We start from the raw sequence: 22,810 nt of genomic DNA, 5'->3' as shown, positions 1-22,810 counted from the left end.
TCATTCACGAAAGCGCTTTATTTAAAATTAATACTATCCCATTTGTAAGCGCTTTTCAAGAATGGAAATTAAACGTTCTATGTCTCTTTTATCACAATTCATGCTTATAAGTAGCCTTCTTCTTCAAGACCAGATACACTAGAATTAGGCTCTTTTTCCTGAACAGTTTATGATTTTCCTATAAACAGCTGCATAAAATAGAGCAAAGAAGGTGAATGAAATGCTGACAAAAGCAGAGGCACTGGCCCATTCCGTCATATACCGCAAGAACAGCAGATTTGATAAAGTCAAAGAGAAATCCGAGGAATTAACACTAATCGGCAAGGGAAGAAGCGCCTATGTGTTTGCCTTAACAGAAGGCGGTCGAAAAATGGCGCTGAAAGTATTTTTTCCGGAATATCAAGCGACAGCAGTCAAAGAAGCAGCGATCTATGAAAAATTAGCCGGGTCCGCATTCTATCCTGACATTTACGAAACTGGCGATTCATTTATTCTCATGGAATATATTAAAGGTGAAACCTTTTATAACTGTCTGAAGAAAGGCATTGCAATCAGTGATGACATGATTCAGCAGGTTGAAGAAGCGCTTTCTGACGCCCGGGCAGCCGGACTGAACCCGTCAGATATTCATTTGCGGAATTTGATATTGACAGAAACCGGGGCGGTGCGGGTGATTGATGTTGCGAGATTTGAGCAGACAAAAACATGCACGCAGTGGGACGACTTAAAATCCGCATATGATGCACTCTACAAAAAACCGATATTCCCCAAAAAGATTCCGGGTTTTTGGCTGGAGATCATCGCATTTTTATATAAGAAAGATTGGTTTCAAAAGCATTTCGCACAGCGGAAAAGAAAATATTCTTAAATCAAAAAGGCAGCCGCACAAGCGGCTGCCTTTATCATGTATTTTTTACTTTCTGACGGCAGAAATCAGTTTCATTTGTTCAGGCGACAGCTTAATTCGATAGCCTCTCACAGTTAAGTAGACCGCTTCTGGGTCCTTCTCGCCGGAATGACAATACGTTTTTTCCATTTCTGTCTCCCCCCACCCTTTATTGGCTTTATTTCATCATATCATCGCTTTATTGAGGTAATTTTAAAGAAATGTAAAGATCATATGAATCCGATATATGGTAAAATGAGAGAAAAAAAGGGAGAGAGTCACATTAAGAGACGCAGCAACATCCCGCTTATTATGTTTGCCCTGCTGGTCTTCTTCGGCGGCGCCATCTATTGGATGTTATTTTCACTAAAAAACGTTCCGAAAGGCAATCTCGTCCAATCGGTTGAATCGCCGGACGGCAGCTATACGTTAAACACTTATGTATCCGAAAACACCTTGAGCTTAGATGCAGCCAGAGGTGAACTTGTAAATGAAAAAACACTTGTCAAGAGAACAATCTACTGGAATTACCCGGACAGCCGCCCAGCAGTGACGTGGATCAATCACAATACAGTGAAAATCGGCAATCAGACTTTACATCTCGATACTGATGAAACGTATGATTGGCGAAAAGATGATCATTGGATCCGAGAAGAACCGCCGCAGGCGTCAGTGAGGTGATGAAACATGAATAAGATGAACGGAACAAATGATGAAAAGCATTTTAATCATTTTGTGATTGCTTTATCCTTTATATACGGTTTGACTGAACTAGGCTATTTGTTGCTAAAGAATTTTATAACAATTGCCATAAGTTTGCCTCTGTAGAAAAACGCAGCGTAGTCGATACGCCGCGTTTTTTCTTTTTCCCTTCCTCTTCTTATTGATAATTACAGGTCATATAATGTGACAAATCGATTGTAGAAATAGTTCGATTAGACCAAAATCCTTTTTATACATGTATTCGAATTTGAAGTGAGGGGGAAGCTTGATGGCAGATTTTGTTGCTAGTTTGAATGCGGTCTTATGGAGTACGCCCGTCATTTATATTTTATTGGGAATTGGATTCGCCTTTTCAATTATGACCCGTTTTTTACAAGTCCGACATTTAAAAGAAATGATTGTTCAGATGTTCAAAGGCAAGAGCTCTGAAGCCGGCGTTTCATCTTTCCAAGCGTTATCGATTGCGCTGTCCGGCCGTGTGGGCACAGGAAACATCGCGGGAGTGGCGACAGCAATTGCATTCGGCGGACCCGGTGCAGTGTTCTGGATGTGGGCGATTGCCTTTATCGGGGCGGCGAGTGCCTTTGTAGAATCAACGCTTGCTCAAATTTACAAAGTGAAACAAGACGGTCAATATCGGGGCGGTCCTGCTTATTATATAGAAAAAGGCTTAGGCATTAAGTGGTTTGCCGTCTTATTTGCCGCTGCTGCCCTTATTGCAATGGCCTTTCTAATGCCGGGCGTACAGTCCAACTCCATTGCGGCTGGGATCCAAAATGCATTCGGCATTTCTCCTTTCGTCACAGGGTGTGGTCTGGTTTTATTATTAGGGTTTATTATTTTTGGCGGCGTCAAACGAATTGCCAATGCGGCGCAAATGATTGTTCCATTTATGGCCATTGGATATATCCTGCTGTCTTTGATTATTATTGTCATGAATGTGTCTGAATTGCCTGCTGTGATCTCATTAATATTCAAAAGTGCTTTTGCATTGGATTCCGCTTTTGGCGGCTTGATCGGCATGGCGATTTCCTGGGGCGTTAAACGTGGCATTTACTCAAACGAAGCCGGCCAGGGAACAGGCCCGCATCCGGCAGCTGCTGCAGAAGTTTCTCATCCGGTCAAGCAGGGACTGGTTCAGGCATTTTCTGTTTATATTGACACCTTGTTTGTATGCTCCGCTACAGCTTTCATGATCTTGTTTACCGGCATGTATAATACCCAGGCCGCAGATGGTTCCTTTATCGTTCACCAGCTTAAAGGCGTAGAAGCAGGACCTGGTTTCACACAAGCGGCAATTGACAGTGTTCTTCCCGGATTCGGTGCAGGCTTTGTTGCCATCGCTTTATTCTTCTTCGCTTTTACAACAATTATGGCGTATTACTACATCGCAGAAACAAATATCGCCTATTTAGCACGAGGCAGAGAAAGCAAATGGGCAATGCTTGGCTTAAAACTGATTATTTTAGCCGCCACGTTCTATGGTACTGTGAAAACAGCTTCACTTGCTTGGGCATTAGGGGATGCAGGGCTTGGCATTATGGTATGGCTGAACGTCATTGCCATTGTGCTGCTTAACAAGCCGGCGCTTCTTGCTTTAAAGGATTATGAGCGCCAAAAGAAGCAGGGCTTAGACCCGGTCTTTGATCCAAAAGCGCTGGGTATCAAAAACGCTGATTTCTGGGAGAAAGAATACACTCATGAAAGTGAACGTGTCTCCTGAACATACTAAAACCGGCCCGATATGACCTCGTGCCGGTTTTTTATGAACGATAGTTTGTATACACTTCTTGAACATCATCGTCCTCTTCAAGGACGTCTATTAATGTTTCCAGCTTCTCAACAGCCTGATCATCGGCTTCTGCATAGGTATTGGGAAGCATGGTCACCTCCGCCGAAGAAATTAGATATTTCGATTCGAGGGCTGTTTTCACCTCTTCAAAATGCTCAGGCTCTGTGAAAACCTCATATAGGTCTTCTTCAATTCGCAGCTCTTCTCCTCCTGCTTCAAGCACATCAAGCATGAGCTCATCTTCTTCTATTTGCCGTTCAGTACAGTCTATCGTAATGAACCCCTTTCGTTCAAATAAAAAGGCTACACATCCGCTTTCTCCCAGACTTCCGCCATTTTTATTAAAGGCTGTTCGCACATTTGACGCCGTTCGGTTTTTATTATCTGTTACGCATTCAACCATGACGGCAATCCCTGAAGGGCCGTAGCCTTCATAGGTGATTTCTTCATAGCTGCTTCCGTCTTGGCCTCCCGCAGCTTTTTTAATGGCCCGATCTATATTTTCATTTGGCATATTGGCGCCTTTTGCTTTTTCGATGACAAGACGCAATGCTGAATTTGCTTCTGGATCCGCTCCGCCTTCTTTCGCTGCCACATAGATTTCTTTTGCCAGCTTCATAAATATTTTCCCGCGCTTTGCATCCTGTGCATTTTTTCTTTTTTGAATGTTTTTCCACTTGGAATGGCCTGCCATGTTTTCACCTTCTTTTACATTTTCTATGTACACTTTAATGGGAATTGTTCGCTGATGCAAAGAAAAAGGCTGCCGAATATCACTTCCGGCAGCCCTTCCTTCCTAGCGGTTGTTCATTTTATGAAGTTTTCTGAACAGCCCTTTATCTGTTGATACCTGGACATCACGGCCATTTGCATAGTTGCGCGCTGCTTTTACGACATTATCTCTGTCAGACTTTGTGAACTCTCTGTGGCTTTTGACTGCGATAACTACTCGGTCATCCGATACCATAACTTGTGTGTCATTGACGTTTTTCACTTGTTTCACACGGTTGGCAATTTTTGCAGCCAGTCTTCTGTTTTCTTGGTTGTCATACCCGTTGTTCGCTGCATTCCGATTCATGTTTCGGTTATTCGTGTTGTTATATGTTCCGTCAGTTGCCAAAGGAACACGATCGTCAGCGGTAACACGGTCACGGTTATTTACATTCGTGGTGTTTCGGTTACCGTCGTTCTGATCCTCCATTAATTCAGAAACAGGACCATCGTGGTCGATTCCGTCTCCCTGTCTATCGGCGTCATTTTCATTTGTATAATATCCGATTGGACGGGTATTGCCGTTATTGCGCGTATCATTCATAGCATTATCGTTTGCTCCGCATGCTGTTAAGCCGGCTGTCATTAGAATCAGGCTAGCGATCGTCATTTTTTTACCCAATGGAAAAACCCCCCGTGGACGAATTGAGCATGTTTGCTCGCTTTTATCATGTGCGTATGGGGGGCATGTTAAGCGTGTCAGTTCTCTCCATTTGGCAGTGATCTGCTTGAAAACAAAAAAAGGAACGATTTACATCGTTCCGAACGATCACTCATTTTCTTCTTCTGGCCGGCCAAACATTTGGTTTACAGAAGGCTGGTTCGTCATTGGCATAGAAACTCCTGCCGAATATGGGTTTGGATTTGGGTTAGCTGTGCCATATGGCATATTAGGGCTTCCATAAGCTCCCATTCCCGAATGGCCAGGCGCAGAGAAATATGGCTGATGATCACCGTCACAGCCGCAGTCGTCATGATCTTTGTATGGCATGTAACCATGAGCCGCAGCAGGCTGGTATGCTCCCATTACTTGGGGAGTGCCGTAATAAGGGCCATACGGCATATGTCCATACGGAGATCCATAAGCCGGAGATGCGTATTGCGGCGCACCGTATGAACCGTAATGTCCATGATGGCTGTTTTCATGATGCTGGTTTTCATAACCCGGGTCATACTGAGGCGATACAAAGCCTGGCTGGTATCCATGCATCGGATGCATTGGATAAGCTTGTGCCGGATAGTACGGATAGCATAACCCTGATCCTGGAAGAATTGGCGAAACAGGCACCGGACACGGTACGAAATGAGCCGGATAATGATAATAAGGCTGAACAGCCGGCATATTCGGAACTGTGTGATGAACGTTTTCTTCTTCTACACCGCCTACCTCTGGCGCCTTTGGCATATTAGGCATATTCGGATAATTTGCATTTTCCATATTACTCATAGCCTCCTGTTGTGGAAATTGGTCTTGCATATGATACATATGATCCATATTTCCGTCATGATGTTTTTTCGGCTCCTCCGGTTTAGGAGGCGACCAAGGCTGGAAAAGCTGTTTCATATCATAATAATCGTTCACATCAGCTTCAGGGTACACATTTTCCTGCAAATTAGGCATCGGCGGGACATACGGCATGGACTTCTTTTCTTTCGGCTTTGTGTCTTCTACATCGACAACGGATTTAGGCTTCTCTTTCGCATACGGATGTTCTTGCTTCACACTCCCGGCCGCAGGACTTTTGCCCGCTTTTGGCTCTTTTCTGACCGGGACTCCTTCTGACGGCACTTTTATTTTCATTCCAGGCATGATTAAGTCTGGATTGCTAAGCTGTGTATTGAGTTTTTTCACTTCCTCAACATCGACTCCGTACTTTTCAGCTATTTTCCAGAGCGAATCGCCTTTTTGAACGATATGGATTTTCAACGTTTTCCCCTCCTATGCAAAACGTGAACAGTTCAGCTGTGATTACAATATGTTTCTTCACAACATATGACTGAACAAAAGAAGTTATGAGTACAGGAAGGGAAAATATTTCTGATCTACGTGATCGAAAGCATTCGATTCAGGGCAAGGAGTGCATCTTCCTGAATGGCTTTTGGCACCTTGATGACGCCTGAAGGTTCTCCTTTTTCAATTTGTTCCAACGACCACAACAAATGCGGCAAATCAATTCGGTTCATTGTCAGGCAAGGGCACATGTCAGGGTTGAGTGATTCAATTTGTTTATCTGTATGCTCGTGAATGATCCGCTGAACAAGATTCATTTCTGTCCCGATTGCCCACTTGCTTCCCGCCGGAGCCTGGTTGATTGTGTCGATAATATATTTCGTTGATCCGTTATCATCGCTTAGTGTCACGACTTCGTGTGAGCATTCCGGGTGCACAATGATTTGAATGTCGGGGTCTCGCTCTCTCATATCATGGATATTTTTAGTGGTGAATTTCTCGTGAACAGAGCAATGCCCTTTCCACAAAATCACTTTCACATTCGTATGCCCGGATTCAGCTACTAATTCATCTTTCATCGGGTCCCACACAGCCATATCTTCAAGCGCAATGCCCAGATCATAAGCCGTATTTCTCCCTAAATGCTGATCAGGCAAAAATAAAATTCTTTTTTTCTGTGTAAACGCCCATTCAAGCACTTTTTTCGCATTCGAAGAAGTCACAGTTGCTCCGCCATGCTTTCCGACGAATGCCTTGATCTCCGCAGTGGAGTTCACATAAGTTAAAGGTATGATCGTATCTCCAAATATATGCTGAAGCTTCTTCCATGCCCTATTGGTCTGCTGCATGTCAGCCATGTCAGCCATAGAACATCCAGCTCTCATATCTGGCAGGACGACCGTTTGCTGCTCGCTTGTCAGCATATCGGCGGTTTCTGCCATAAAGTGAACGCCGCAAAATACGATATAATCCGCTTCTTTGTTTTTTTCCGCTACTTGGGCCAATTGCAGGGAGTCGCCTGTTTGGTCAGCAAATTGTATCACTTCATCCTTTTGATAATGATGGCCTGGTATAAAGAGCCTGCTGCCGAACTTTTTCTTAATGGCGGCAACGCGCGTTTCCATATCCTTTCTCGATAGTTCTTTATAACTTTCGGGCATCATATCATTCGATTGTTTGATCACATCAAGAATTGACATAACGGCATTCCTCCACAGATTCATTTGATAACGGAACATCCATGCTGATATCTAAACTTTTGACGGAATGAGTCAAAAATCCTAATGAAATATAATTCACACCCGTCCCTTTAAAAGCAGGCAAAGATTCTAACGTAATCCCGCCGGAGGCTTCAGTTTTTATATGATCCGGTGTGAGCTTTGCAAAATGACGGACCGTATCAGGCGGACAGTTGTCAAACATAATAACATCCGCGCCAGCTGCAATTGCTTCCCGCAGCTGTTCCTCCGTTTCAATTTCCACCTCGATATTTGCCATGTGCCCTGCGGCCTGACGGGCTTTTTTGCACGCCTCTAAAATAGAGCCGCATGCTGCGATATGATTATCTTTAATCATGATGCCGTCATACAAACCGAATCGATGATTATACCCGCCGCCGGCTCTGACAGCATATTTCTCCAGCATTCTGAGCCCCGGTGTTGTTTTTCTCGTGTCACAAATTTTAATCTGTTCATCATCCAGACAACGAACAGCCTCTCTTGTCATTGTCGCAATTCCTGACAGCCTCTGAATAAGATTTAATACGACCCGCTCTCCTGAAAGGAGCGCAGCTGCGGGACCTTGTAACTCGGCAATCACTTCACCTTTATGCAACATGTCCCCATCTGATTTGCGTAATATGGTTCGAACACTTTCGTCCAATAACGAAAAGCCTTCTTTTATGATCGCTGCTCCTGCAAAGATACCCTCTGACTTTGCAACAATCTCTGCTTCACAGCTCTGTTCTCCAAAAATAGACTGCGATGTAAGATCCCCTGTCCCAATATCCTCAAGAAAAAAGTGATTCAGTAATTTTTTCAGCTGTAAATGATTCATTGTTCCAAATCCCCCCGTTTTTTCTGATCTTCGTTCCTTTTTTTGTATGGACAATTTGTCTTCCTTGCCAGCTCACCTCAGCATGAGGAAAATCGGTGCGGAAGTGAGCCCCTCTGCTTTCCTCCCGCAAAAGCGCAGAAAATGTCATCAGCTTTGCAGTTTGCCATAGATGAGAAAGTTCCATCTGCCGAATTGTGATATCCTTCACATTCACTTCCTGAAAAGGCAGCGTATGAAGCCAGATGCTAAGCTCAATCAAACTGCTTTGTTCCCGCAGAATAGACATGTGGCTTGTCATTTTGCTTTGCAGTTCATGCACCTCTATATCCGGCACCTCGTAGACAACACTGGTTTCTAGCCTTGATTGATATTGCCTGTTATAAACCGGTTTTTGGATAATATGCTCTGCTGCCCTTTTTCCAAATACCAGCGCTTCCAATAAAGAATTGCTTGCAAGCCTGTTTGCTCCATGTAAACCGGAGCATGCTGTCTCGCCAATCGCATAAAGTCCCGGCACTGTCGTTTCTCCCCAGCGATTAACTGAAACACCTCCCATTAAGAAATGCATTCCCGGAGCAACAGGAATTTTTCCGCTGTGAATATCAACCCCTGCTGTTTCACAAATGGCGGTGATGGTAGGGAAACGTGTCTCAAAATCAGAAATCGCACTGAAGTCTATATAAACGCGATTTCCTTTTGCCATTTCTTCGTGAATAACCCGTGAGACAATATCTCTTGGAGCCAGGTCACCTAAGGGATGCCGTTCAGCCATAATCCTGCGGCCGTTTTCGTCTACTAAACATCCGCCTTCCCCTCTGACAGCTTCTGAAACAAGCCCGTAGGAAACACCATTTTTCACAAGCAGTGTCGGGTGAAATTGAGTAAACTCCAAATCCGTTAATTCCGCCCCGGCCCGGTAAGCCAGAGAAAGACCGTCACCTGTGACAGTAGGATCATTCGTATGGTGAAGAAACAGGTTTCCACAGCCGCCGGCAGCCAGCACAACTTCGTCTGCGTGCCTTACCTTGAGCCGCCCTTTGCTGTCTTTTGTCATGACGCCGATACATCGTCCGTCCTCTATAAGCAAATCTGCTGCCATTTCATTCTCGATTAACTTGATTTTGCTGTTGATCCCTTTGAGCAAATAATCGATAAGCAGCCTGCCTGTTGCGTCTCCGCCTGCATGAAATATGCGGTTGTATGAGTGGGCCCCTTCTCTTCCAAGACAAACACCGCCTCGTTCATTGCGGTCGAATGGAAATCCACGCTCCAATAGGCTTTGAACCATCATTTTTCCATCATGTAAAACGTCTGCTGCAATAGCTAGATTATTATGGCCGCACCCTGCGTATAACGTATCCTCCAGATGGGCTTCAATCGAGTCATCTTTTGCATAGGCCGCAGCAATCCCGCCTTGTGCATAGACAGAATTGCTGTTTTTGACGCTTTTTTTTGTGATAACAGTCACTTCGTATGATGGCGGGAAAGCTGCAGCTAAGGAAAGTGCCGCCGCCCCTGAACCGATGACTGCAATCGTCTTTTTAGACATATGCCATCCTCCTGTTATTTACACCTGTCTTGACACCTATATTTACACAAGGATAAAATAAACTCAAGAGTTTTTTATGGAGAACGGATGGAGGAAGACCGGATGATTTATTTAGATTATGCAGCGACAACGCCTATTTGTGAGGAAGCCCTTACCGTATATCAGAAGCTTAGTATGGATGTGTACGGAAATGCCAGCAGCCTGCATGATGCAGGAGGAAAAGCAAAGCACATACTGGAGTACTGCCGTAAAAAAATCGCCAACATCATTGGCGGAGAAGCAAGCGGCATCTATTTTACAAGCGGCGGCACTGAATCCAACTTTCTGGCCATTCAATCATTGCTAAACGGTCTGCCAAAAACGAAAAGACATTTTATTACGACTGCCATGGAGCATCAGTCCATTCATAATTGTGCTGCTTTTTTGGAACAGCAGGGATATGATGTAACAGTCATTGAACCGAATGAATACGGGCTTATTACCGAGGAAATATTACTAGCCCATATCCGGCCGGAAACAGGCCTTGTATCTATTCAGCATGCAAATTCTGAAACCGGGATCATTCAGCCCATTCAACGCCTGTCTTCATACCTGCATAATAAGGGGATTCTTCTTCATTGCGACGCTGTTCAAACGTTTGGAAAGATCCCGATCAATACAAAAAATCTGGGAGTAGATGCACTCTCAATGTCCAGCCATAAAATCCACGGTCCTAAAGGAGTAGGGGCGGTCTATATCCGACCGGATGTCCCTTGGAAACCCGTTTATCCTCTGACTACTCACGAATACGGATTCAGAGCCGGCACCGTAAATGTTCCCGGGATCGGTGCCTTCACTGCCGCTGCAGAATTGATCGTAAGCGAAATGGAAAAACAGATATCCCGCAATGAGGCATTAAGAACTTACTTTCTAGACCAAATCCGTATTCGGTCTCTCCCTGTAACCCTTGCGGCAGACACTTCGCAAGCAGAATGTCTTCCGCATATTATAGGGTGTTTTTTTCACTCATTTGAAGGACAATATGTTATGTTAGAATGTAATCGGAGTAATATTTGCATTTCAACCGGCAGCGCTTGTTCTGTAGGTTACCACGGTCCGTCTGAAACAATGAAAGCATTAAGAAAAACCGAACAAGAAGCTCTGCAATTTATCCGCATCTCTTTTGGCAGGCATACAACAGCTGAACAGCTGGAACAGTTATTACATACGTTTACAGTGCTTTGGGAACAAAAGAAAGGAGAATTCGATATTGACCGAAGAATTAAAGCTAATGGGCGCCAACAGGCGTGACCAGCTTCTTCTGTGGCTAAAGGAATCTAAATCACCGCTGACAGGAGGAGAACTCGCAAAAAAAGCGAACGTTTCAAGACAGGTTATTGTACAGGATATATCCCTCTTGAAAGCGAAAAATGTACCGATTATCGCCACAAGCCAAGGATATGTATACATGGATGCAGCCGCTCAGCAGCACCAGCAGGCAGAAAGAATCATAGCATGTATGCACGGTCCTGAACGGACAGAAGAGGAACTGCAGCTCATCGTCGACGAAGGCGTTACAGTAAAAGACGTAAAAATCGAGCATCCCGTATACGGAGATTTAACTGCAGCCATCCAAGTAGGCACCCGGAAGGAAGTTAGCCATTTCATCAAAAAAATCAATTCTACGAATGCTGCCTACTTATCACAGCTGACCGACGGCGTGCACCTGCATACACTGACAGCACCTGATGAACATCGCATCGATCAAGCCTGCCAAGCCCTCGAAGAAGCCGGCATTTTAATTAAAGACTAAAAAAGCCCTCTAGAGGGCTTTTTTATAATTGGTAAGACTGGTATGCACCCAGAAGCCTCACTTTGCAGCCGAGCGCTTCAAGCTCCTGCATGGCCCCTGGAATCAATACATCATCAAACGCTTTCTCAATATCAATAATAAAGAAATAATGGCCTAATCCGGTTTTAGTCGGACGTGACTCAATTTTTGACAGGTTTAAATTTCTCCAAGAAAATGCAGACAGCACTCTATGCAGCGCCCCGGACTGATCATCCTGCGGCAGCATGACCATTAAGGTCGTTTTGGGCCTAGAGCTCAATTTTGAATTCACTTCAAAAGATATGTTTTCATCAGGAGATAGAATAACAAATCTTGTATGATTGTCCCTATAATCCTGTATATCCCGTTTCACGATTTTTAATTCGTATGTAGAAGCTGCCATATCATTGGCAATGACCCCGATATTCAGCTCGGGATGGTCACTGACAAACTTTGCTGCCGCCCCGGTAGAATTGGCGTATTCATATGGAACGGAAGGAAAATGGCGATGGAGAAATTTATGGCATTGCGCAATCGCGTGTGAATGCGAGTAAATTTTGTCGAGCTCTTTCCATGCATTCTCTCTAGAGGGATGGACGAGCAAGTGCTGATGAATCGGCAACGTCATTTCACCCACGATTGGCAAGGGCTGTTCATGTATTAAATAGTCTATTGTTAGATTAACAGATCCTTCTAATGCATTTTCCAAAGGAACAAAAGCAAAATCAACTTCGCCTGCAACGGTTGCATCTATACACTCCGGAATGGTGCGGTAAGCAACATGTTCGGCGCCGTTTTGAAAACAAGAACTGACTGCTAGATGTGTAAATGTAGCTGCTGGACCTAAATAACCGACTTTCATGACGATTTTCTCTCCCTTATGCACCTGAACCTAATATTTCAACCTTTTCTACAAAATCAAACTTCCTGAGCTTATTCATTAATGTATGAATGTCTTCTTCCATTGCCGACGTACTGATAGACAGTGTCACATTTGCTCTGCCTTGAAGCGGAATGGTCTGGTGAATGGAAAGAACGTTGCTTCCAGAATCAGCTACCGCCTGAAGAAGCTGAGATAACGCACCTGACCTATCCTCCAAATGAAAGAAAAGTGTGATAATTTGTTCTTTTACCATGGTGTAGAATGGAAAAACAGCATCCCTGTATTTATAAAACGCACTTCTGCTTAAATCGACCTTTTGAACGGCATCTGCTACTGAATCTGCTTTTTTTCGATCAAGCAGCTTTTTGACTTCTAATGTTTTTCTCATTGCATCGGGCAATACATCTTCACGGACAAGATAAAATGTCTCCTCTTTCATTTGCATCCCCCCTTTAAAATAGAGAGCCTGACACCAGGCTCTCTTTTCAGCCAACATTCATTAATCAATAAATTCAAATTCAAATTCCAGAAGCCTGATTATATCTCCATCCTTGGCTCCGCGTTCTCTGAGTGCTTCATCAACACCCATTCCGCGCATCTGTCTTGCAAACCGTTTAACCGATTCATCACGTGAGAAATCAGTCATCTTGAATAACCGCTCAAGGCTGTCTCCTGAAAGCACAAATACACCGTCTGGATCGCGTGTAATGTTAAATGGCACTTCTTCATTTTCCATCGTGTACATGACACGGTTTTGTGTAAGCTCTTCCTCGTCATACAGCGGGAATTCCGGTGTGTTCTCAAGCTGATTGGCAACCTCAAACAGAAGCTCACGCAGACCTTCTCTTGTCACCGCACTGATCGGGAATACCGGATAATCATCCGTCAGCTTTTCTTTAAAGGCTTCGAGATTTTCCGCAGCCTCCGGCATGTCCATTTTATTTGCAACGATAATTTGCGGACGCTCAGTGAGACGCAGATTGTACTCGCTCAGCTCCTGGTTAATCGTAAGATAATCCTCATACGGATCGCGGCCCTCTAAGCCCGACATGTCAATGACGTGAACAATAACCCTCGTCCGTTCAATATGGCGCAAAAACTGGTGGCCCAGTCCGACGCCTTGGTGTGCGCCTTCAATCAGTCCTGGCAAATCAGCCATGACAAAGCTGCGTCCGTCATCCGTTTCAACCATGCCGAGATTCGGGACAAGCGTTGTAAAGTGATAGTCCGCAATTTTCGGTTTTGCAGATGAGACAACAGACAGCAAAGTCGATTTTCCCACACTCGGGAACCCGACAAGTCCGACATCTGCAAGCACTTTTAATTCAAGAACAATGTAGCGTTCTTTTCCCGGCTCGCCGTTTTCTGAAAGCTGAGGCGCGGGATTAGCCGGTGTAGCAAAGCGGCTATTTCCTCTTCCGCCTCTTCCGCCTCTTGCAATGACAGCCCGCTGTCCGTGCTCTGTTAAATCAGCGATGACCTGTTTCGTATCATCGTCTGTCACAACGGTGCCCGGCGGAACTTTAATGACCATATCATCAGCATTTCGTCCGTGCTGGTTTTTGGACATGCCATGCTCGCCGCGAATCGCTTTAAAGTGTTTTTTGTATCTAAAATCCATCAGGGTGCGGAGACCTTCATCTACTTCAAAAACGACGTCTCCTCCCTTTCCTCCGTCACCGCCGGCAGGGCCGCCTTTCGGCACATATTTTTCACGGCGAAACGCAACCATACCGTTGCCGCCGTCGCCGCCTTTTACATATACTTTGACCTGATCTACAAACATAATGTCCTCCGTTCTAAACCGTTAAAAACTCCGCTAGTCCAACCCAATTTCAATCAGACATTCGTGACTCGTGATTTCAAAACGCATGATATCAATGTCCTCATATCCATTCTGCCGAATATCATTAAAAGCAGATGGATCGGCAAAGGCGCCGTGAAAATCAAGGTACAGAATCAGCTGTCTGTCAGGATGATCTGTTTGAAGCGAAACCGTTAAATGATTTTCACTCTCTCTGCTGACTGCTTGATCAAACAGATGAAACAGCTTTCTCATCAGTTTCGCCAGCTTTTGATCATAAGCCGACAAATCCTTAATTTCTCCGAGAACTTCATATTCAAGCGTCATATAATGGGTTTTCCAATTAAACGTAAGAAAATCAAACGCCAAATGCGGTGTTTTCAGGTTTGAGAGCTTTGATTCGTGCTTTGCGTCTATAACCATTTCTTCAATCATTTCAAAGACGCGGTCATACTTCTGCAAGCTTAAGTTTCCTTTAATCAGCTGCAGCTTATTCATCCAATCATGCCGGGAATGGCCAAGCAGATGAATCAGTTCGTTTGTTAATGCCGTGTCGTCGCTTATATTTTCTTCTTGATTTTTTGAAACATCCTTCATTTTCGCACTCCCAATCATTTAATTTCTTATTTAGGAGTCTGTATAAGTGTGTATTATGAATTATAACAGAGAAGGCTTTGTTAGAAAAACAATTGTTTTTCCCAGAAATATCATGTTCCTTTTTTCTGGCTTTGGTTGATTTGCAGCCAGGCAGAACATTTTATGTATTACTGCTTGGGGAACATATCCAGTGGGTTTGAGATGTTTATTCTCATTCTTGGCGGGGTCTGCTCGCACATACTCTGCATTTCATTCTAGGTGTTTACTCCGCATATTGCAAAAAAAACTCCAGTCATCATCGACCGGAGTTTTTTGAATCATTATTGAGCTACAGGATATACGCTCACTTTTTTGCGGTCACGGCCGAAACGTTCGAATTTAACAGTTCCGTCGATTTTCGCAAATAGAGTGTCATCTCCGCCGCGGCCCACGTTTTCACCTGGGTAAATTTTTGTTCCGCGTTGACGGTAAAGGATAGAACCGCCTGTTACGAATTGACCGTCAGCACGTTTAGCACCTAAACGTTTAGCCTCAGAGTCACGTCCGTTCTTTGTAGAACCTACTCCTTTTTTAGAAGCGAAAAACTGAAGATCTAATCTAAGCATGTAGCTCACCTCCTATATTATGTTTGTGGTCACACGCAAGTTGTCTTTGTAATCCCGTTCGATTGTCTCCAGCGAAACAATCATGCCTTCAATCAGCAGCTGAGCTTTTTGGCGTGCCTCTGGATCAAGAGATTCAGGGAATTCAAAATAAAAATAACCCCCGTCCTCCCCTATATCAAGAAGCGGCTCGAAGCCCGCGAGCACAATGACCGCGTTAACGGCTCCAAACACAACGGCTGTCACTCCGGCACAAACAAGATCTTGTCCATGTTCAGCAAAATTCGCATGGCCCGTCATTTCAAAAGACAATATGCCTTTATCATGAGACCTTCTGATTGTTGCCTGAATCATGCTTACGCGTTGATTTTTTCGATCGTCACTTTAGTGTAAGGCTGACGATGACCTTGTTTTTTATGAACGTTTTTCTTTGGTTTGTATCTGAAAACAGTGATTTTTTTCGCGCGGCCTTGTTTTTCAACTTTAGCCGTTACTGTTGCGCCTTCAACTGTAGGGTTGCCGACTTTCACGTTGTCTCCGCCAACAAACAAAACGTCTTCAAAAGTAACTGTTTCACCTGCTTCAGCAGCAAGTTTTTCGATGTAAACAGTTTGGCCTTCTTCAACTTTGATTTGTTTACCGCCTGTTTTAATGATTGCGTACATTCTCTGCACCTCCTATTAGACTAAGACTCGCCAGATACCAGGGGGCTGTAAAAGCTCTTAACACCTGTACTGAGCGGTTGTAGCAATGGTGCTACATCCATAACATTAAAAAATATACCAAAATACAAGGCGTTTGTCAATCAGTTTTAGTAGGGCAGCAGCAGTTCCTCCATGGAAGAATTCGTCCGCTTATCGGCAAAGTAAGCGTGCAGCACTTCATTCTCGTCAAGCTGGCTGAGCTTTTGGCCTGATTTTTCTATAATAATCGGATGCTTACAGCCACGTTTGAACTCGGCCATCACATGATAGACTTTATCCTCCGCCCTTACTGTCAGCGGCAGAAGTTTCTCAAGCTCCCTGTTTTTTCCGTAATACCTTTCGAGGAGAAATCTCACATGGGTATAGTGCCTTTGCCGATATTCCTCAAACAAGGAAACAGCCAGAAAGACAAACAAAACCCATGCGCTGATTTGCAGAGGAATCACGAATAAAACCCAGCACCCGAGCAACAGGCAGAAGCAGAGCGACGTTTTTAGATTAAGCCGGTGAGCCTTTTGAAAAGGCAGCTGTTTGGAAAACAACAAAAATAACAGTTTTCCTCCATCCAGCGGCCAGATCGGCAGTAAATTGACAAATAAGATAGAAAGATTATAAAAGGTGAAGAGTTCAAAGGTATGCTGATGAATCACTGAGACTTCTGCAAGCATCCAGGCGGCAAACTGAAGCCAGATGTGCTGAAGAGGGCCGGCAATAATAACCGCAAACTCTTCCTTTAACGGCCGATTCCCGTGCTCTTCCACTTCGACCGTTCCCCCAAACGGCAGCAAAAAAACACGCTTGATTCTCCAAGAAAAAAACACGGCCAGAGCAGCATGCCCCAGCTCATGAATCAATACAATCAGGAGCAGACATAATAATGCTTTCATATGGCCTGTGAGCAAGCCCAATGCCGCGATAATCCAAAGAAAAGGATGCACATGGATCTTTAAGATAAGGTCGAGCCATTTATTCAAATGAAATCACCTGAATCGGATCAATAAATTTATCGCCGTCTTTCATGGCAAAATAATAGACCCCTTTATTATGATCATCAAGCTTAATCGAACCGAGCTTTTTGCCTTTATCAACAAAATCATATAAAGCAACATCCACATCTTTGAGCTCGCCATAAATACTATAGGTGTTGTCAGCATGCTGCACCTTAACCGTCAGTCCCGTCTGGCTGTCTTTGCTGACTTCAACCACATAGCCTTCTTTTACACTATCAATCTTATCGCTGCTTGTTTCGACTTTAATTCCTTCCCCATTGTCCTGAAAATCCTGCTGTACTTTCCCGGATGCAGGCGCGATCAGATCTTTGCCTACTTCAATCTGCTGTTCCTTATTTTTGTGTTCAGGAGCCAGGAAAGCAAGCGGATTTCCGAATTTGGTTTCGAACCAATGGCTTGCTGAGGCAAATTGAAATTCAGTTTCAAAGGTTTTGGCTACGGCGGGTTTAATCTGACTGACGGGTCCAATGTTTGTTTTATAGGCTATAGCTGAAACGAGAACAAGGCAGGCCGACAGAAGACATTTCAGGATAATTGAATCTGTTTTCACCAATGGGTGTTTTCCGTTGAATGTTGGCATGTTATCTTCGTAGACCGGAAGTGTTCCATGCTTTTCCTGATCCGTTACCATCACCCAGGACGGGGGTTTCTGCTTTTCAGAAACTGTCTGAGTAGAGAAACGTTTTGAGCCGGAAAGCTGCTTTCTTCTTTTCTCTAATCGTTTTCTGATTTCATCTGCTCTGTGACTCATTGCCATCATCCTTTGCATTCGTTGGGTTTGTACATCATATGTCTTGTCCATGGCAAATATTCGGTTTAGTCAAGAACAAAGCAGGCAAAAACAAAAAAACCTGACATAGCATTTGCTTTGTCAGATTCTTCTCTTTGATTCTATCACATTAAGATCTTACTCCGAAAAATGACTTAATCTTAGCCATCATTCCTTTGTTTTGCTCTTCAAGCACCTGTAAAGGAACAGATTCACCTAAGATGCGGCGGGCAATATTGCGATAGGCAATAGAAGCGCGGTTTTTCGGGTCCATCGCAATCGGTTCACCATGGTTGGAAGCTTTGATGACTTCATCATCATCAGCCACGATTCCTAGCAAATCGATCGACAAATGCTGTACGATTTCGTCGATATCCATCGTATCACCGTTTTTCATCAGGTGATTTCTGATTCTGTTAACAACGAGCCGCGGCGGTTCAATATTTTCCTCTTGCTCCAGCAGTCCTATAATACGGTCAGCATCACGAACAGCTGAGATTTCAGGCGTAGTGACCACAATCGCTTTATCAGCTCCGGAAACGGCATTTTTGTACCCTTGCTCGATTCCGGCAGGACAGTCTATGATGACATAGTCAAATTCCTGTTTAAGCTCTTGGACCATGTTTTTAATTTGTTCAGGAGCAACAGCTGTCTTATCGCTCGTTTGAGCAGCGGGCATTAAATAGAGCAGATCATCGAAACGTTTGTCTTTTACGAGCGCCTGATGCATTTTGCATCTGCCCTCTACAACGTCTACCAGATCGTAAATAATTCTATTTTCAAGACCCATTACAACATCAAGGTTGCGCAGTCCTATATCAGTATCTACTAAGCATACGCGCTTCCCTAAAATGGCTAAGGCGGTACCGAGGTTCGCAGATGTTGTTGTCTTACCTACTCCGCCTTTTCCCGAAGTTATTACGATAGCCTCACCCAATTCACATTCCTCCCTCAAGCCTTGTTAGATCAGGTCTTAAATGAGCCAAATGTTGAAGGCGTTCAATGACCATATTTCCGTCTGTATCTAAATAAGCACATTCCATTTCGTTCCCTTTTTGAATGTGGTCTGGGGAGCGATTTAACACATGATTGATTCTTAATTGTGTCGGAAGCATTTCAGAGGCGGCGATGACCGCTTGATTATTTCCATTAAATCCGGCATGCGCGATTCCTTTCAGTGAGCCCAGAACAAAAATGTTCCCTCCGGCCCTGACTGTTCCGCCGGGATTCACGTCACCGATCAGGAGCAAGTCGCCTTTTACCTGCAGCACTTGGCCTGAACGGACAATTTTTGAAACAGAAATAATTTCGGCTTCCTCTCTTATCTGCTGTGCTTCTTTTTTAGTAATGACTTCACTGTCAATAGAATGAACAAACAAATCTTTCTTTGACGCAATCAATTCGGTCAGCTGTTCCTCTTGCTCCTTATATAAAAAGCGATTTCCCAGCTTAACATGAACGCTGATTTTCTGGCCTTTTCCATCGGTATATTGTTCAATTGACAGCATATTCTGAAGACCATCGAGAAGCTCATCAAAAGAACACGCATCATCCAGATGCAATGTTAGTCCATTCTTTGTTCCTTTTATTGTTACATATTGCTGCTTTTTGGTCTTCACAATATTCACCTCAACAACATACTCATTTCGTCAAAAAAAGATAAAATCCTTTTTACTCATCTCTCAATTCTTTCTTTAGACTCATAAAAAACAATCTAAATGGCAGAACAAGAATAAGAGCTGCTGCAATATTTAATAAAATTGTCGGTATAAACCGGTCAAGCACAAATCCGTTAAACGTCATAATGTCTTTATGAATCAAAGACTGAATGCCGAATACGTAAAATTCGAGCAGACAGACAGCCAGAACTGCTATCAATATCACTACAAATGCGTTTGTATGCAACACTTTAAACGCTTTTGAAGCCAAATAGCATAACCCTGCAAAACCAAACATGTAAACGCCTAATAGACTTGTATAGTTCATGTCATATAGAAAACCAAAAATAAATCCGTAAATCATCGCGTGTTTTTGGTTGATAAAAGCCGACATGAATATCAATACAAGCATCAAAAAACGCGGGGCGAGCACTTGGTCATCTGTAACGAAAGGAAAATGCACCAAATCTGTAAAAATGCTTTCCGCAGAAAAAACAAGCATCATAACGAAAGGGAGAAGGAAACGTTTCACGATCCTTCCTCCTCTGTATCGACAGTCGGCACGTCACGGTTAACAACGATCACATTATTTAAATCGGTAAGGTCAGCAGCAGGTTTTACATAAGCAACCTTCGTTAGTCCATAGGAATCTGACTCGATATCAGTCACTTCACCGATTGTCAGCCCTTCTGGGAAAACACCGCCTGTCCCTGATGTTTCAATAAGATCGCCTTTTTTCACGTCTTGTTTATCCTTACGCTCAATAATTGTCATCTTAAGACGTTTTTTCTCTTTGTCATATCCTTCGATCAAGCCGTAGCCTTTGCTTCCTTTTTTTCCGGAAATTTTCGTCGCGACTCTGTTATTGCGGTCAGTATCGCTTAAAAGCTGAACAGTAGACGTAAAATTATTAAGTCCGGAACTTTTGATCTTGCCGATTAATGCGCCTTTTTCGTTTGTAACGGCCATATCTTTCGCTACGTTTTGCTGAGTCCCCTTGTTAATGGTGACCTGTTTCGCCCAATTATCAGGGCTTCTGGCGATGACCGTTGCTAAAATCGGCTTGTAATCTTTAATCGATTTGACATGGCCAAGCTCGTCTCGCAAGGATTTGTTTTCTTCTTCAAGCTCTTGAAGCTTGGCTTCATATTGTGTCTGTCCGTCAAGCTTTTCTCTTAGACGCTCGTTTTCTTTGTATGTGTTTTTTAAATCATTGATGTTCTCAAATATTCCTGCAAAAAATTCGGCAGGCGTATGAAAAATATTTTGAAATACTCCCGTCGTATCGCCGATCACTTTCTCAGGCCAGGTGGTATTGCGGCCGCCCTTCAGCGAAAATCCAATCATAGCCACCAATATGATAATACACAGAAGTAATAGCATTAACCGCTTATTCGGCATCGTGTTACACCTCTTCTATTGAACTCCCGATTATCTAGTTTTCCCTTTGAAAAGATGGATGTGCTCCAGTGCTTTCCCTGTTCCGATCGCTACACAATCAAGCGGATCTTCGGCGATAAGGACCGGCATTTTCGTTTCTTCGCTGATGACTTTGTCCAAATTGCGCAAAAGCGCTCCGCCGCCGGTTAACACTATACCTCTGTCCATGATATCTGCTGCAAGCTCAGGCGGTGTTTTTTCGAGTGTGCTCTTCACTGCTTCGACAATTGTAGATACAGTGTCGCGTAGAGCATTAGAAATCTCTTTTCCTGTAATTTCAATTGTTTTCGGCAGACCTGTGAGCAAATCGCGTCCGCGGATTTCCATGTTGTCGGATTCTTCAGGAGCTTCTGCAGATCCGATTTCCATTTTAATCGCTTCAGCCGTACGGTCACCGATCATCAGGTTGTACGTTTTTCTGATGTAGTTGATAATCGCGTCATCCATCTCATCACCGGCTACACGGATTGACTGAGACGTTACAATGCCTCCGAGGGAAATAATCGCAACTTCTGTCGTACCGCCCCCGATATCAACAACCATGCTTCCAGTTGGTTCCCAAACTGGCAGATTGGCTCCGATTGCTGCGGCAAAAGGCTCTTCAATCGGATACGCGTCACGCGCTCCAGCCTGTCTTGTCGCATCGATAACAGCGCGTTCTTCAACAGCTGTAATGCCTGATGGGACACATACCATTACATATGGTTTTCTGGCAAACATGCCTTTATTTTTTATGGCCTGATTGATGTAATATTTCATCATCGTCGCCGTTGTTTCATAATCAGCGATAACGCCGTCTTTCATCGGGCGAAGAGCCACCACGTTGCCCGGTGTCCGTCCAATCATATTTTTCGCATCATTTCCGACAGCGACAATCGATTTCGTATCCGTCTGCAAAGCGACAACTGACGGCTCTCTCACAACAATTCCTTTTCCTTTTACAAAAACAAGCGTATTCGCAGTTCCAAGATCTATACCAAGGTCTCTAGCACCAATTCCAAACATATGTATGTATCTTCCTTTCTTAAAGCAAAAATACCCTAAAGGGAAAAACTCATAAACTCTATTATAGCTTAATTCGACGAAAAAAAAAGTGTTACAAATATCCTTTTTCCTTTAAACTCACAAATTTTTTATCCCCGATCACCAAATGGTCAAGCAGCTCGATGCCAATCAGGTTTCCGCATTCAAACAGCCGTCTTGTCACTTCAATATCTTCCCTGCTCGGTGTCGGATCTCCAGAAGGATGATTATGAACACAAATAAAGGAAGCGGCAGATCGTTTAAACGCTTCTTTAAACACCTCTCGCGGGTGGACAATAGATGAATTCAGGCTTCCGATAAATATGGTGCGTTTATGGATGACTTGATTTTTTGTATTTAAGTATAAACAGACAAAATGCTCCTGGGTTAAAAAGCGCATATCCTCCATGACAAGATTAGCGCCGTCTTCCGGGGAGCGAATAACGAAATGTTCTTCGTTGGCTAATTTATGAATCCGGCTTCCAAGCTCAACTGCAGCCAGTATTTGAATCGCTTTTACCATACCGATTCCCGGGATGCTTGACAGCTCTTCAACCGATGCTTCCTTGAGCAGACGCAGCCCATCAAATGAGCGCAGCAGCCGGTTTGACAGGTCCAAAACAGATTCGTGTTTAGTCCCTGTCCGCAATAATATAGCCAAAAGTTCATGGTTCGCTAAGTTCTCGGCTCCGACTTTCAGAAGCCGTTCTCTTGGCTTTTCTTTGATTGGGAAATCTTTGAGTTTTAATGGCAGATCGTGTATGACCAAGCACTCCTTTTCTT

29 protein-coding genes and 1 other annotated feature are annotated in these 22,810 nt (G+C 43.9%); of the genes, 7 read left to right on the top strand and 22 right to left on the bottom strand.

Annotated features, from left to right (window positions below; genetic code table 11):
• Window positions 1-220 precede the first annotated feature (220 nt).
• The gene (locus tag ACQVGT_RS07130) at window positions 221-868 is read left to right on the top strand and encodes a phosphotransferase (protein ID WP_015483514.1); all 648 of its coding nucleotides are present in this window, start codon (window positions 221-223) and stop codon (window positions 866-868) included.
• Window positions 869-913: 45 nt separating this feature from the next.
• Here ACQVGT_RS07130 and ACQVGT_RS07125 read toward each other — a convergent pair whose 3' ends face one another.
• Window positions 914-1,036 carry a hypothetical protein gene (locus ACQVGT_RS07125; RefSeq protein ID WP_003229707.1) on the bottom strand — a complete coding sequence of 41 codons (123 nt, stop codon included), beginning with the start codon at window positions 1,034-1,036 and terminating at the stop codon, window positions 914-916.
• Here ACQVGT_RS07125 and ACQVGT_RS07120 point away from each other — a divergent pair.
• From ACQVGT_RS07120 to ACQVGT_RS07110, 3 genes are all read left to right on the top strand, one after another.
• Complete coding sequence (locus tag ACQVGT_RS07120; protein ID WP_311765818.1) at window positions 1,016-1,567, top strand: DUF5412 family protein; 552 nt, start codon at window positions 1,016-1,018, stop codon at window positions 1,565-1,567. The two genes, ACQVGT_RS07125 and ACQVGT_RS07120, sit on opposite strands and share 21 nt — an antisense overlap.
• A gap of 6 nt (window positions 1,568-1,573) precedes the next feature.
• A complete protein-coding gene (locus ACQVGT_RS07115; protein ID WP_015483515.1) occupies window positions 1,574-1,714 on the top strand; it encodes a hypothetical protein in 141 nt (46 codons plus the stop codon).
• Window positions 1,715-1,877: 163 nt separating this feature from the next.
• Window positions 1,878-3,332, top strand: a complete 1,455-nt coding sequence (locus ACQVGT_RS07110; RefSeq protein WP_015384259.1) for an alanine/glycine:cation symporter family protein — start codon at window positions 1,878-1,880, stop codon at window positions 3,330-3,332.
• 40 nt (window positions 3,333-3,372) lie between these two features.
• Here the strand turns inward: ACQVGT_RS07110 and ACQVGT_RS07105 are convergent, their stop codons facing one another.
• The 6 genes from ACQVGT_RS07105 to nadB all read right to left on the bottom strand — a co-directional run bounded on the left by ACQVGT_RS07105 (window position 3,373) and on the right by nadB (window position 9,727).
• A complete protein-coding gene (locus ACQVGT_RS07105; RefSeq protein WP_015483516.1) occupies window positions 3,373-4,095 on the bottom strand; it encodes a YebC/PmpR family DNA-binding transcriptional regulator in 723 nt (240 codons plus the stop codon).
• A 102-nt stretch (window positions 4,096-4,197) separates the two neighbouring features.
• A complete protein-coding gene (gene sgpA / locus ACQVGT_RS07100) occupies window positions 4,198-4,794 on the bottom strand; it encodes a spore germination protein SgpA (protein WP_003245996.1) in 597 nt (198 codons plus the stop codon).
• 147 nt (window positions 4,795-4,941) lie between these two features.
• Window positions 4,942-6,099: a spore coat assembly protein SafA gene (gene safA / locus ACQVGT_RS07095; RefSeq protein WP_015384261.1), complete on the bottom strand. Its 1,158-nt coding sequence runs from the start codon at window positions 6,097-6,099 to the stop codon at window positions 4,942-4,944.
• Window positions 6,100-6,215: 116 nt separating this feature from the next.
• Entirely contained in the window at window positions 6,216-7,322 is a 1,107-nt protein-coding gene (gene nadA, locus ACQVGT_RS07090; RefSeq protein WP_015384262.1) for a quinolinate synthase NadA, read from the bottom strand.
• Entirely contained in the window at window positions 7,309-8,178 is an 870-nt protein-coding gene (gene nadC / locus ACQVGT_RS07085; protein WP_015483517.1) for a carboxylating nicotinate-nucleotide diphosphorylase, read from the bottom strand. The genes nadA and nadC overlap by 14 nt, the downstream gene beginning before the upstream one ends.
• Entirely contained in the window at window positions 8,132-9,727 is a 1,596-nt protein-coding gene (gene nadB / locus ACQVGT_RS07080) for an L-aspartate oxidase (RefSeq protein WP_015384263.1), read from the bottom strand. The genes nadC and nadB overlap by 47 nt, the downstream gene beginning before the upstream one ends.
• Window positions 9,728-9,829: 102 nt before the next feature.
• Here nadB and nifS point away from each other — a divergent pair, with 102 nt between their 5' ends.
• Both nifS and ACQVGT_RS07070 read left to right on the top strand, forming a co-directional pair.
• A complete protein-coding gene (nifS, locus tag ACQVGT_RS07075; RefSeq protein ID WP_015483518.1) occupies window positions 9,830-11,017 on the top strand; it encodes a cysteine desulfurase NifS in 1,188 nt (395 codons plus the stop codon).
• Window positions 10,977-11,519: a transcription repressor NadR gene (locus tag ACQVGT_RS07070; RefSeq protein ID WP_015483519.1), complete on the top strand. Its 543-nt coding sequence runs from the start codon at window positions 10,977-10,979 to the stop codon at window positions 11,517-11,519. The genes nifS and ACQVGT_RS07070 overlap by 41 nt, the downstream gene beginning before the upstream one ends.
• Window positions 11,520-11,541: 22 nt before the next feature.
• On the opposite strand, the gene pheA is transcribed toward ACQVGT_RS07070, so the two are convergent.
• From pheA to spo0B, 4 genes are read right to left on the bottom strand one after another with little or no spacing between them, the layout of a single operon-like run.
• Window positions 11,542-12,399: a prephenate dehydratase gene (gene pheA, locus ACQVGT_RS07065; protein WP_015483520.1), complete on the bottom strand. Its 858-nt coding sequence runs from the start codon at window positions 12,397-12,399 to the stop codon at window positions 11,542-11,544.
• A gap of 16 nt (window positions 12,400-12,415) precedes the next feature.
• Window positions 12,416-12,859: a transcriptional regulator ThrR gene (thrR, locus tag ACQVGT_RS07060; RefSeq protein WP_003222630.1), complete on the bottom strand. Its 444-nt coding sequence runs from the start codon at window positions 12,857-12,859 to the stop codon at window positions 12,416-12,418.
• Between the two features lie 60 nt (window positions 12,860-12,919).
• Window positions 12,920-14,206, bottom strand: coding sequence for a GTPase ObgE (gene obgE / locus ACQVGT_RS07055; protein ID WP_003229675.1), 1,287 nt, complete (start codon window positions 14,204-14,206; stop codon window positions 12,920-12,922).
• 33 nt (window positions 14,207-14,239) lie between these two features.
• Window positions 14,240-14,821 carry a sporulation initiation phosphotransferase Sop0B gene (gene spo0B, locus ACQVGT_RS07050; RefSeq protein WP_015483521.1) on the bottom strand — a complete coding sequence of 194 codons (582 nt, stop codon included), beginning with the start codon at window positions 14,819-14,821 and terminating at the stop codon, window positions 14,240-14,242.
• A gap of 77 nt (window positions 14,822-14,898) precedes the next feature.
• Between spo0B and ACQVGT_RS07045 the strand changes: the two genes are divergently transcribed.
• Complete coding sequence (locus tag ACQVGT_RS07045; protein ID WP_003229671.1) at window positions 14,899-15,021, top strand: hypothetical protein; 123 nt, start codon at window positions 14,899-14,901, stop codon at window positions 15,019-15,021.
• A 120-nt stretch (window positions 15,022-15,141) separates the two neighbouring features.
• Here the strand turns inward: ACQVGT_RS07045 and rpmA are convergent, their stop codons facing one another.
• The 11 genes from rpmA to radC all read right to left on the bottom strand — a co-directional run bounded on the left by rpmA (window position 15,142) and on the right by radC (window position 22,796).
• Window positions 15,142-15,426 (bottom strand): 50S ribosomal protein L27, encoded by a 285-nt coding sequence (gene rpmA / locus ACQVGT_RS07040; RefSeq protein ID WP_003222623.1) that lies wholly within the window; start codon window positions 15,424-15,426, stop codon window positions 15,142-15,144.
• Window positions 15,427-15,438: 12 nt separating this feature from the next.
• The gene (locus tag ACQVGT_RS07035) at window positions 15,439-15,777 is read right to left on the bottom strand and encodes a ribosomal-processing cysteine protease Prp (RefSeq protein WP_003229669.1); all 339 of its coding nucleotides are present in this window, start codon (window positions 15,775-15,777) and stop codon (window positions 15,439-15,441) included.
• 2 nt (window positions 15,778-15,779) lie between these two features.
• On the bottom strand, window positions 15,780-16,088 hold the full coding sequence (gene rplU / locus ACQVGT_RS07030) for a 50S ribosomal protein L21 (RefSeq protein WP_003229668.1): 309 nt from the start codon (window positions 16,086-16,088) through the stop codon (window positions 15,780-15,782).
• Window positions 16,089-16,101: 13 nt separating this feature from the next.
• Window positions 16,102-16,177, bottom strand: a sequence feature (ribosomal protein L21 leader region).
• A gap of 57 nt (window positions 16,178-16,234) precedes the next feature.
• Window positions 16,235-17,101: a stage IV sporulation intramembrane metalloprotease SpoIVFB gene (gene spoIVFB, locus ACQVGT_RS07025; RefSeq protein WP_015483522.1), complete on the bottom strand. Its 867-nt coding sequence runs from the start codon at window positions 17,099-17,101 to the stop codon at window positions 16,235-16,237.
• Window positions 17,094-17,888, bottom strand: a complete 795-nt coding sequence (spoIVFA, locus tag ACQVGT_RS07020) for a stage IV sporulation protein SpoIVFA (RefSeq protein WP_004398684.1) — start codon at window positions 17,886-17,888, stop codon at window positions 17,094-17,096. The genes spoIVFB and spoIVFA overlap by 8 nt, the downstream gene beginning before the upstream one ends.
• A gap of 148 nt (window positions 17,889-18,036) precedes the next feature.
• Complete coding sequence (gene minD, locus ACQVGT_RS07015; protein WP_004398624.1) at window positions 18,037-18,843, bottom strand: septum site-determining protein MinD; 807 nt, start codon at window positions 18,841-18,843, stop codon at window positions 18,037-18,039.
• A gap of 1 nt (window position 18,844) precedes the next feature.
• Window positions 18,845-19,525 (bottom strand): septum site-determining protein MinC, encoded by a 681-nt coding sequence (gene minC, locus ACQVGT_RS07010; RefSeq protein WP_004398901.1) that lies wholly within the window; start codon window positions 19,523-19,525, stop codon window positions 18,845-18,847.
• 52 nt (window positions 19,526-19,577) lie between these two features.
• Entirely contained in the window at window positions 19,578-20,096 is a 519-nt protein-coding gene (gene mreD, locus ACQVGT_RS07005; RefSeq protein ID WP_004398811.1) for a rod shape-determining protein MreD, read from the bottom strand.
• Window positions 20,093-20,965: a rod shape-determining protein MreC gene (gene mreC / locus ACQVGT_RS07000; RefSeq protein ID WP_003222609.1), complete on the bottom strand. Its 873-nt coding sequence runs from the start codon at window positions 20,963-20,965 to the stop codon at window positions 20,093-20,095. Before mreC ends, mreD begins: the two co-directional genes overlap by 4 nt.
• A gap of 30 nt (window positions 20,966-20,995) precedes the next feature.
• Window positions 20,996-22,009 (bottom strand): cell shape-determining protein MreB, encoded by a 1,014-nt coding sequence (gene mreB / locus ACQVGT_RS06995; RefSeq protein WP_003229650.1) that lies wholly within the window; start codon window positions 22,007-22,009, stop codon window positions 20,996-20,998.
• A gap of 91 nt (window positions 22,010-22,100) precedes the next feature.
• Entirely contained in the window at window positions 22,101-22,796 is a 696-nt protein-coding gene (gene radC / locus ACQVGT_RS06990; protein ID WP_015384272.1) for a RadC family protein, read from the bottom strand.
• Between the last annotated feature and the right edge of the window lie 14 nt (window positions 22,797-22,810).

Source organism: Bacillus sp. SCT118 (genome assembly GCF_058566435.1).
This window is presented reverse-complemented; position numbering and strand designations above follow the sequence as displayed.

Bases quoted from the DNA above. Each gene is read 5' to 3' on its own strand.
- ACQVGT_RS07130 (WP_015483514.1), top strand. From the start codon at position 221: ATGCTGACAAAAGCAGAGGCACTGGCCCATTCCGTCATATACCGCAAG.
- ACQVGT_RS07120 (WP_311765818.1), top strand. From the start codon at position 1,016: ATGACAATACGTTTTTTCCATTTCTGTCTCCCCCCACCCTTTATTGGC.
- ACQVGT_RS07125 (WP_003229707.1), bottom strand. From the start codon at position 1,036: ATGGAAAAAACGTATTGTCATTCCGGCGAGAAGGACCCAGAAGCGGTC.
- ACQVGT_RS07115 (WP_015483515.1), top strand. From the start codon at position 1,574: ATGAATAAGATGAACGGAACAAATGATGAAAAGCATTTTAATCATTTT.
- ACQVGT_RS07110 (WP_015384259.1), top strand. From the start codon at position 1,878: ATGGCAGATTTTGTTGCTAGTTTGAATGCGGTCTTATGGAGTACGCCC.
- ACQVGT_RS07105 (WP_015483516.1), bottom strand. From the start codon at position 4,095: ATGGCAGGCCATTCCAAGTGGAAAAACATTCAAAAAAGAAAAAATGCA.
- nadA (WP_015384262.1), bottom strand. From the start codon at position 7,322: ATGTCAATTCTTGATGTGATCAAACAATCGAATGATATGATGCCCGAA.
- nadC (WP_015483517.1), bottom strand. From the start codon at position 8,178: ATGAATCATTTACAGCTGAAAAAATTACTGAATCACTTTTTTCTTGAG.
- nadB (WP_015384263.1), bottom strand. From the start codon at position 9,727: ATGTCTAAAAAGACGATTGCAGTCATCGGTTCAGGGGCGGCGGCACTT.
- nifS (WP_015483518.1), top strand. From the start codon at position 9,830: ATGATTTATTTAGATTATGCAGCGACAACGCCTATTTGTGAGGAAGCC.
- pheA (WP_015483520.1), bottom strand. From the start codon at position 12,399: ATGAAAGTCGGTTATTTAGGTCCAGCAGCTACATTTACACATCTAGCA.
- thrR (WP_003222630.1), bottom strand. From the start codon at position 12,859: ATGAAAGAGGAGACATTTTATCTTGTCCGTGAAGATGTATTGCCCGAT.
- obgE (WP_003229675.1), bottom strand. From the start codon at position 14,206: ATGTTTGTAGATCAGGTCAAAGTATATGTAAAAGGCGGCGACGGCGGC.
- spo0B (WP_015483521.1), bottom strand. From the start codon at position 14,821: ATGAAGGATGTTTCAAAAAATCAAGAAGAAAATATAAGCGACGACACG.
- rpmA (WP_003222623.1), bottom strand. From the start codon at position 15,426: ATGCTTAGATTAGATCTTCAGTTTTTCGCTTCTAAAAAAGGAGTAGGT.
- ACQVGT_RS07035 (WP_003229669.1), bottom strand. From the start codon at position 15,777: ATGATTCAGGCAACAATCAGAAGGTCTCATGATAAAGGCATATTGTCT.
- rplU (WP_003229668.1), bottom strand. From the start codon at position 16,088: ATGTACGCAATCATTAAAACAGGCGGTAAACAAATCAAAGTTGAAGAA.
- spoIVFA (WP_004398684.1), bottom strand. From the start codon at position 17,888: ATGAGTCACAGAGCAGATGAAATCAGAAAACGATTAGAGAAAAGAAGA.
- mreC (WP_003222609.1), bottom strand. From the start codon at position 20,965: ATGCCGAATAAGCGGTTAATGCTATTACTTCTGTGTATTATCATATTG.
- mreB (WP_003229650.1), bottom strand. From the start codon at position 22,009: ATGTTTGGAATTGGTGCTAGAGACCTTGGTATAGATCTTGGAACTGCG.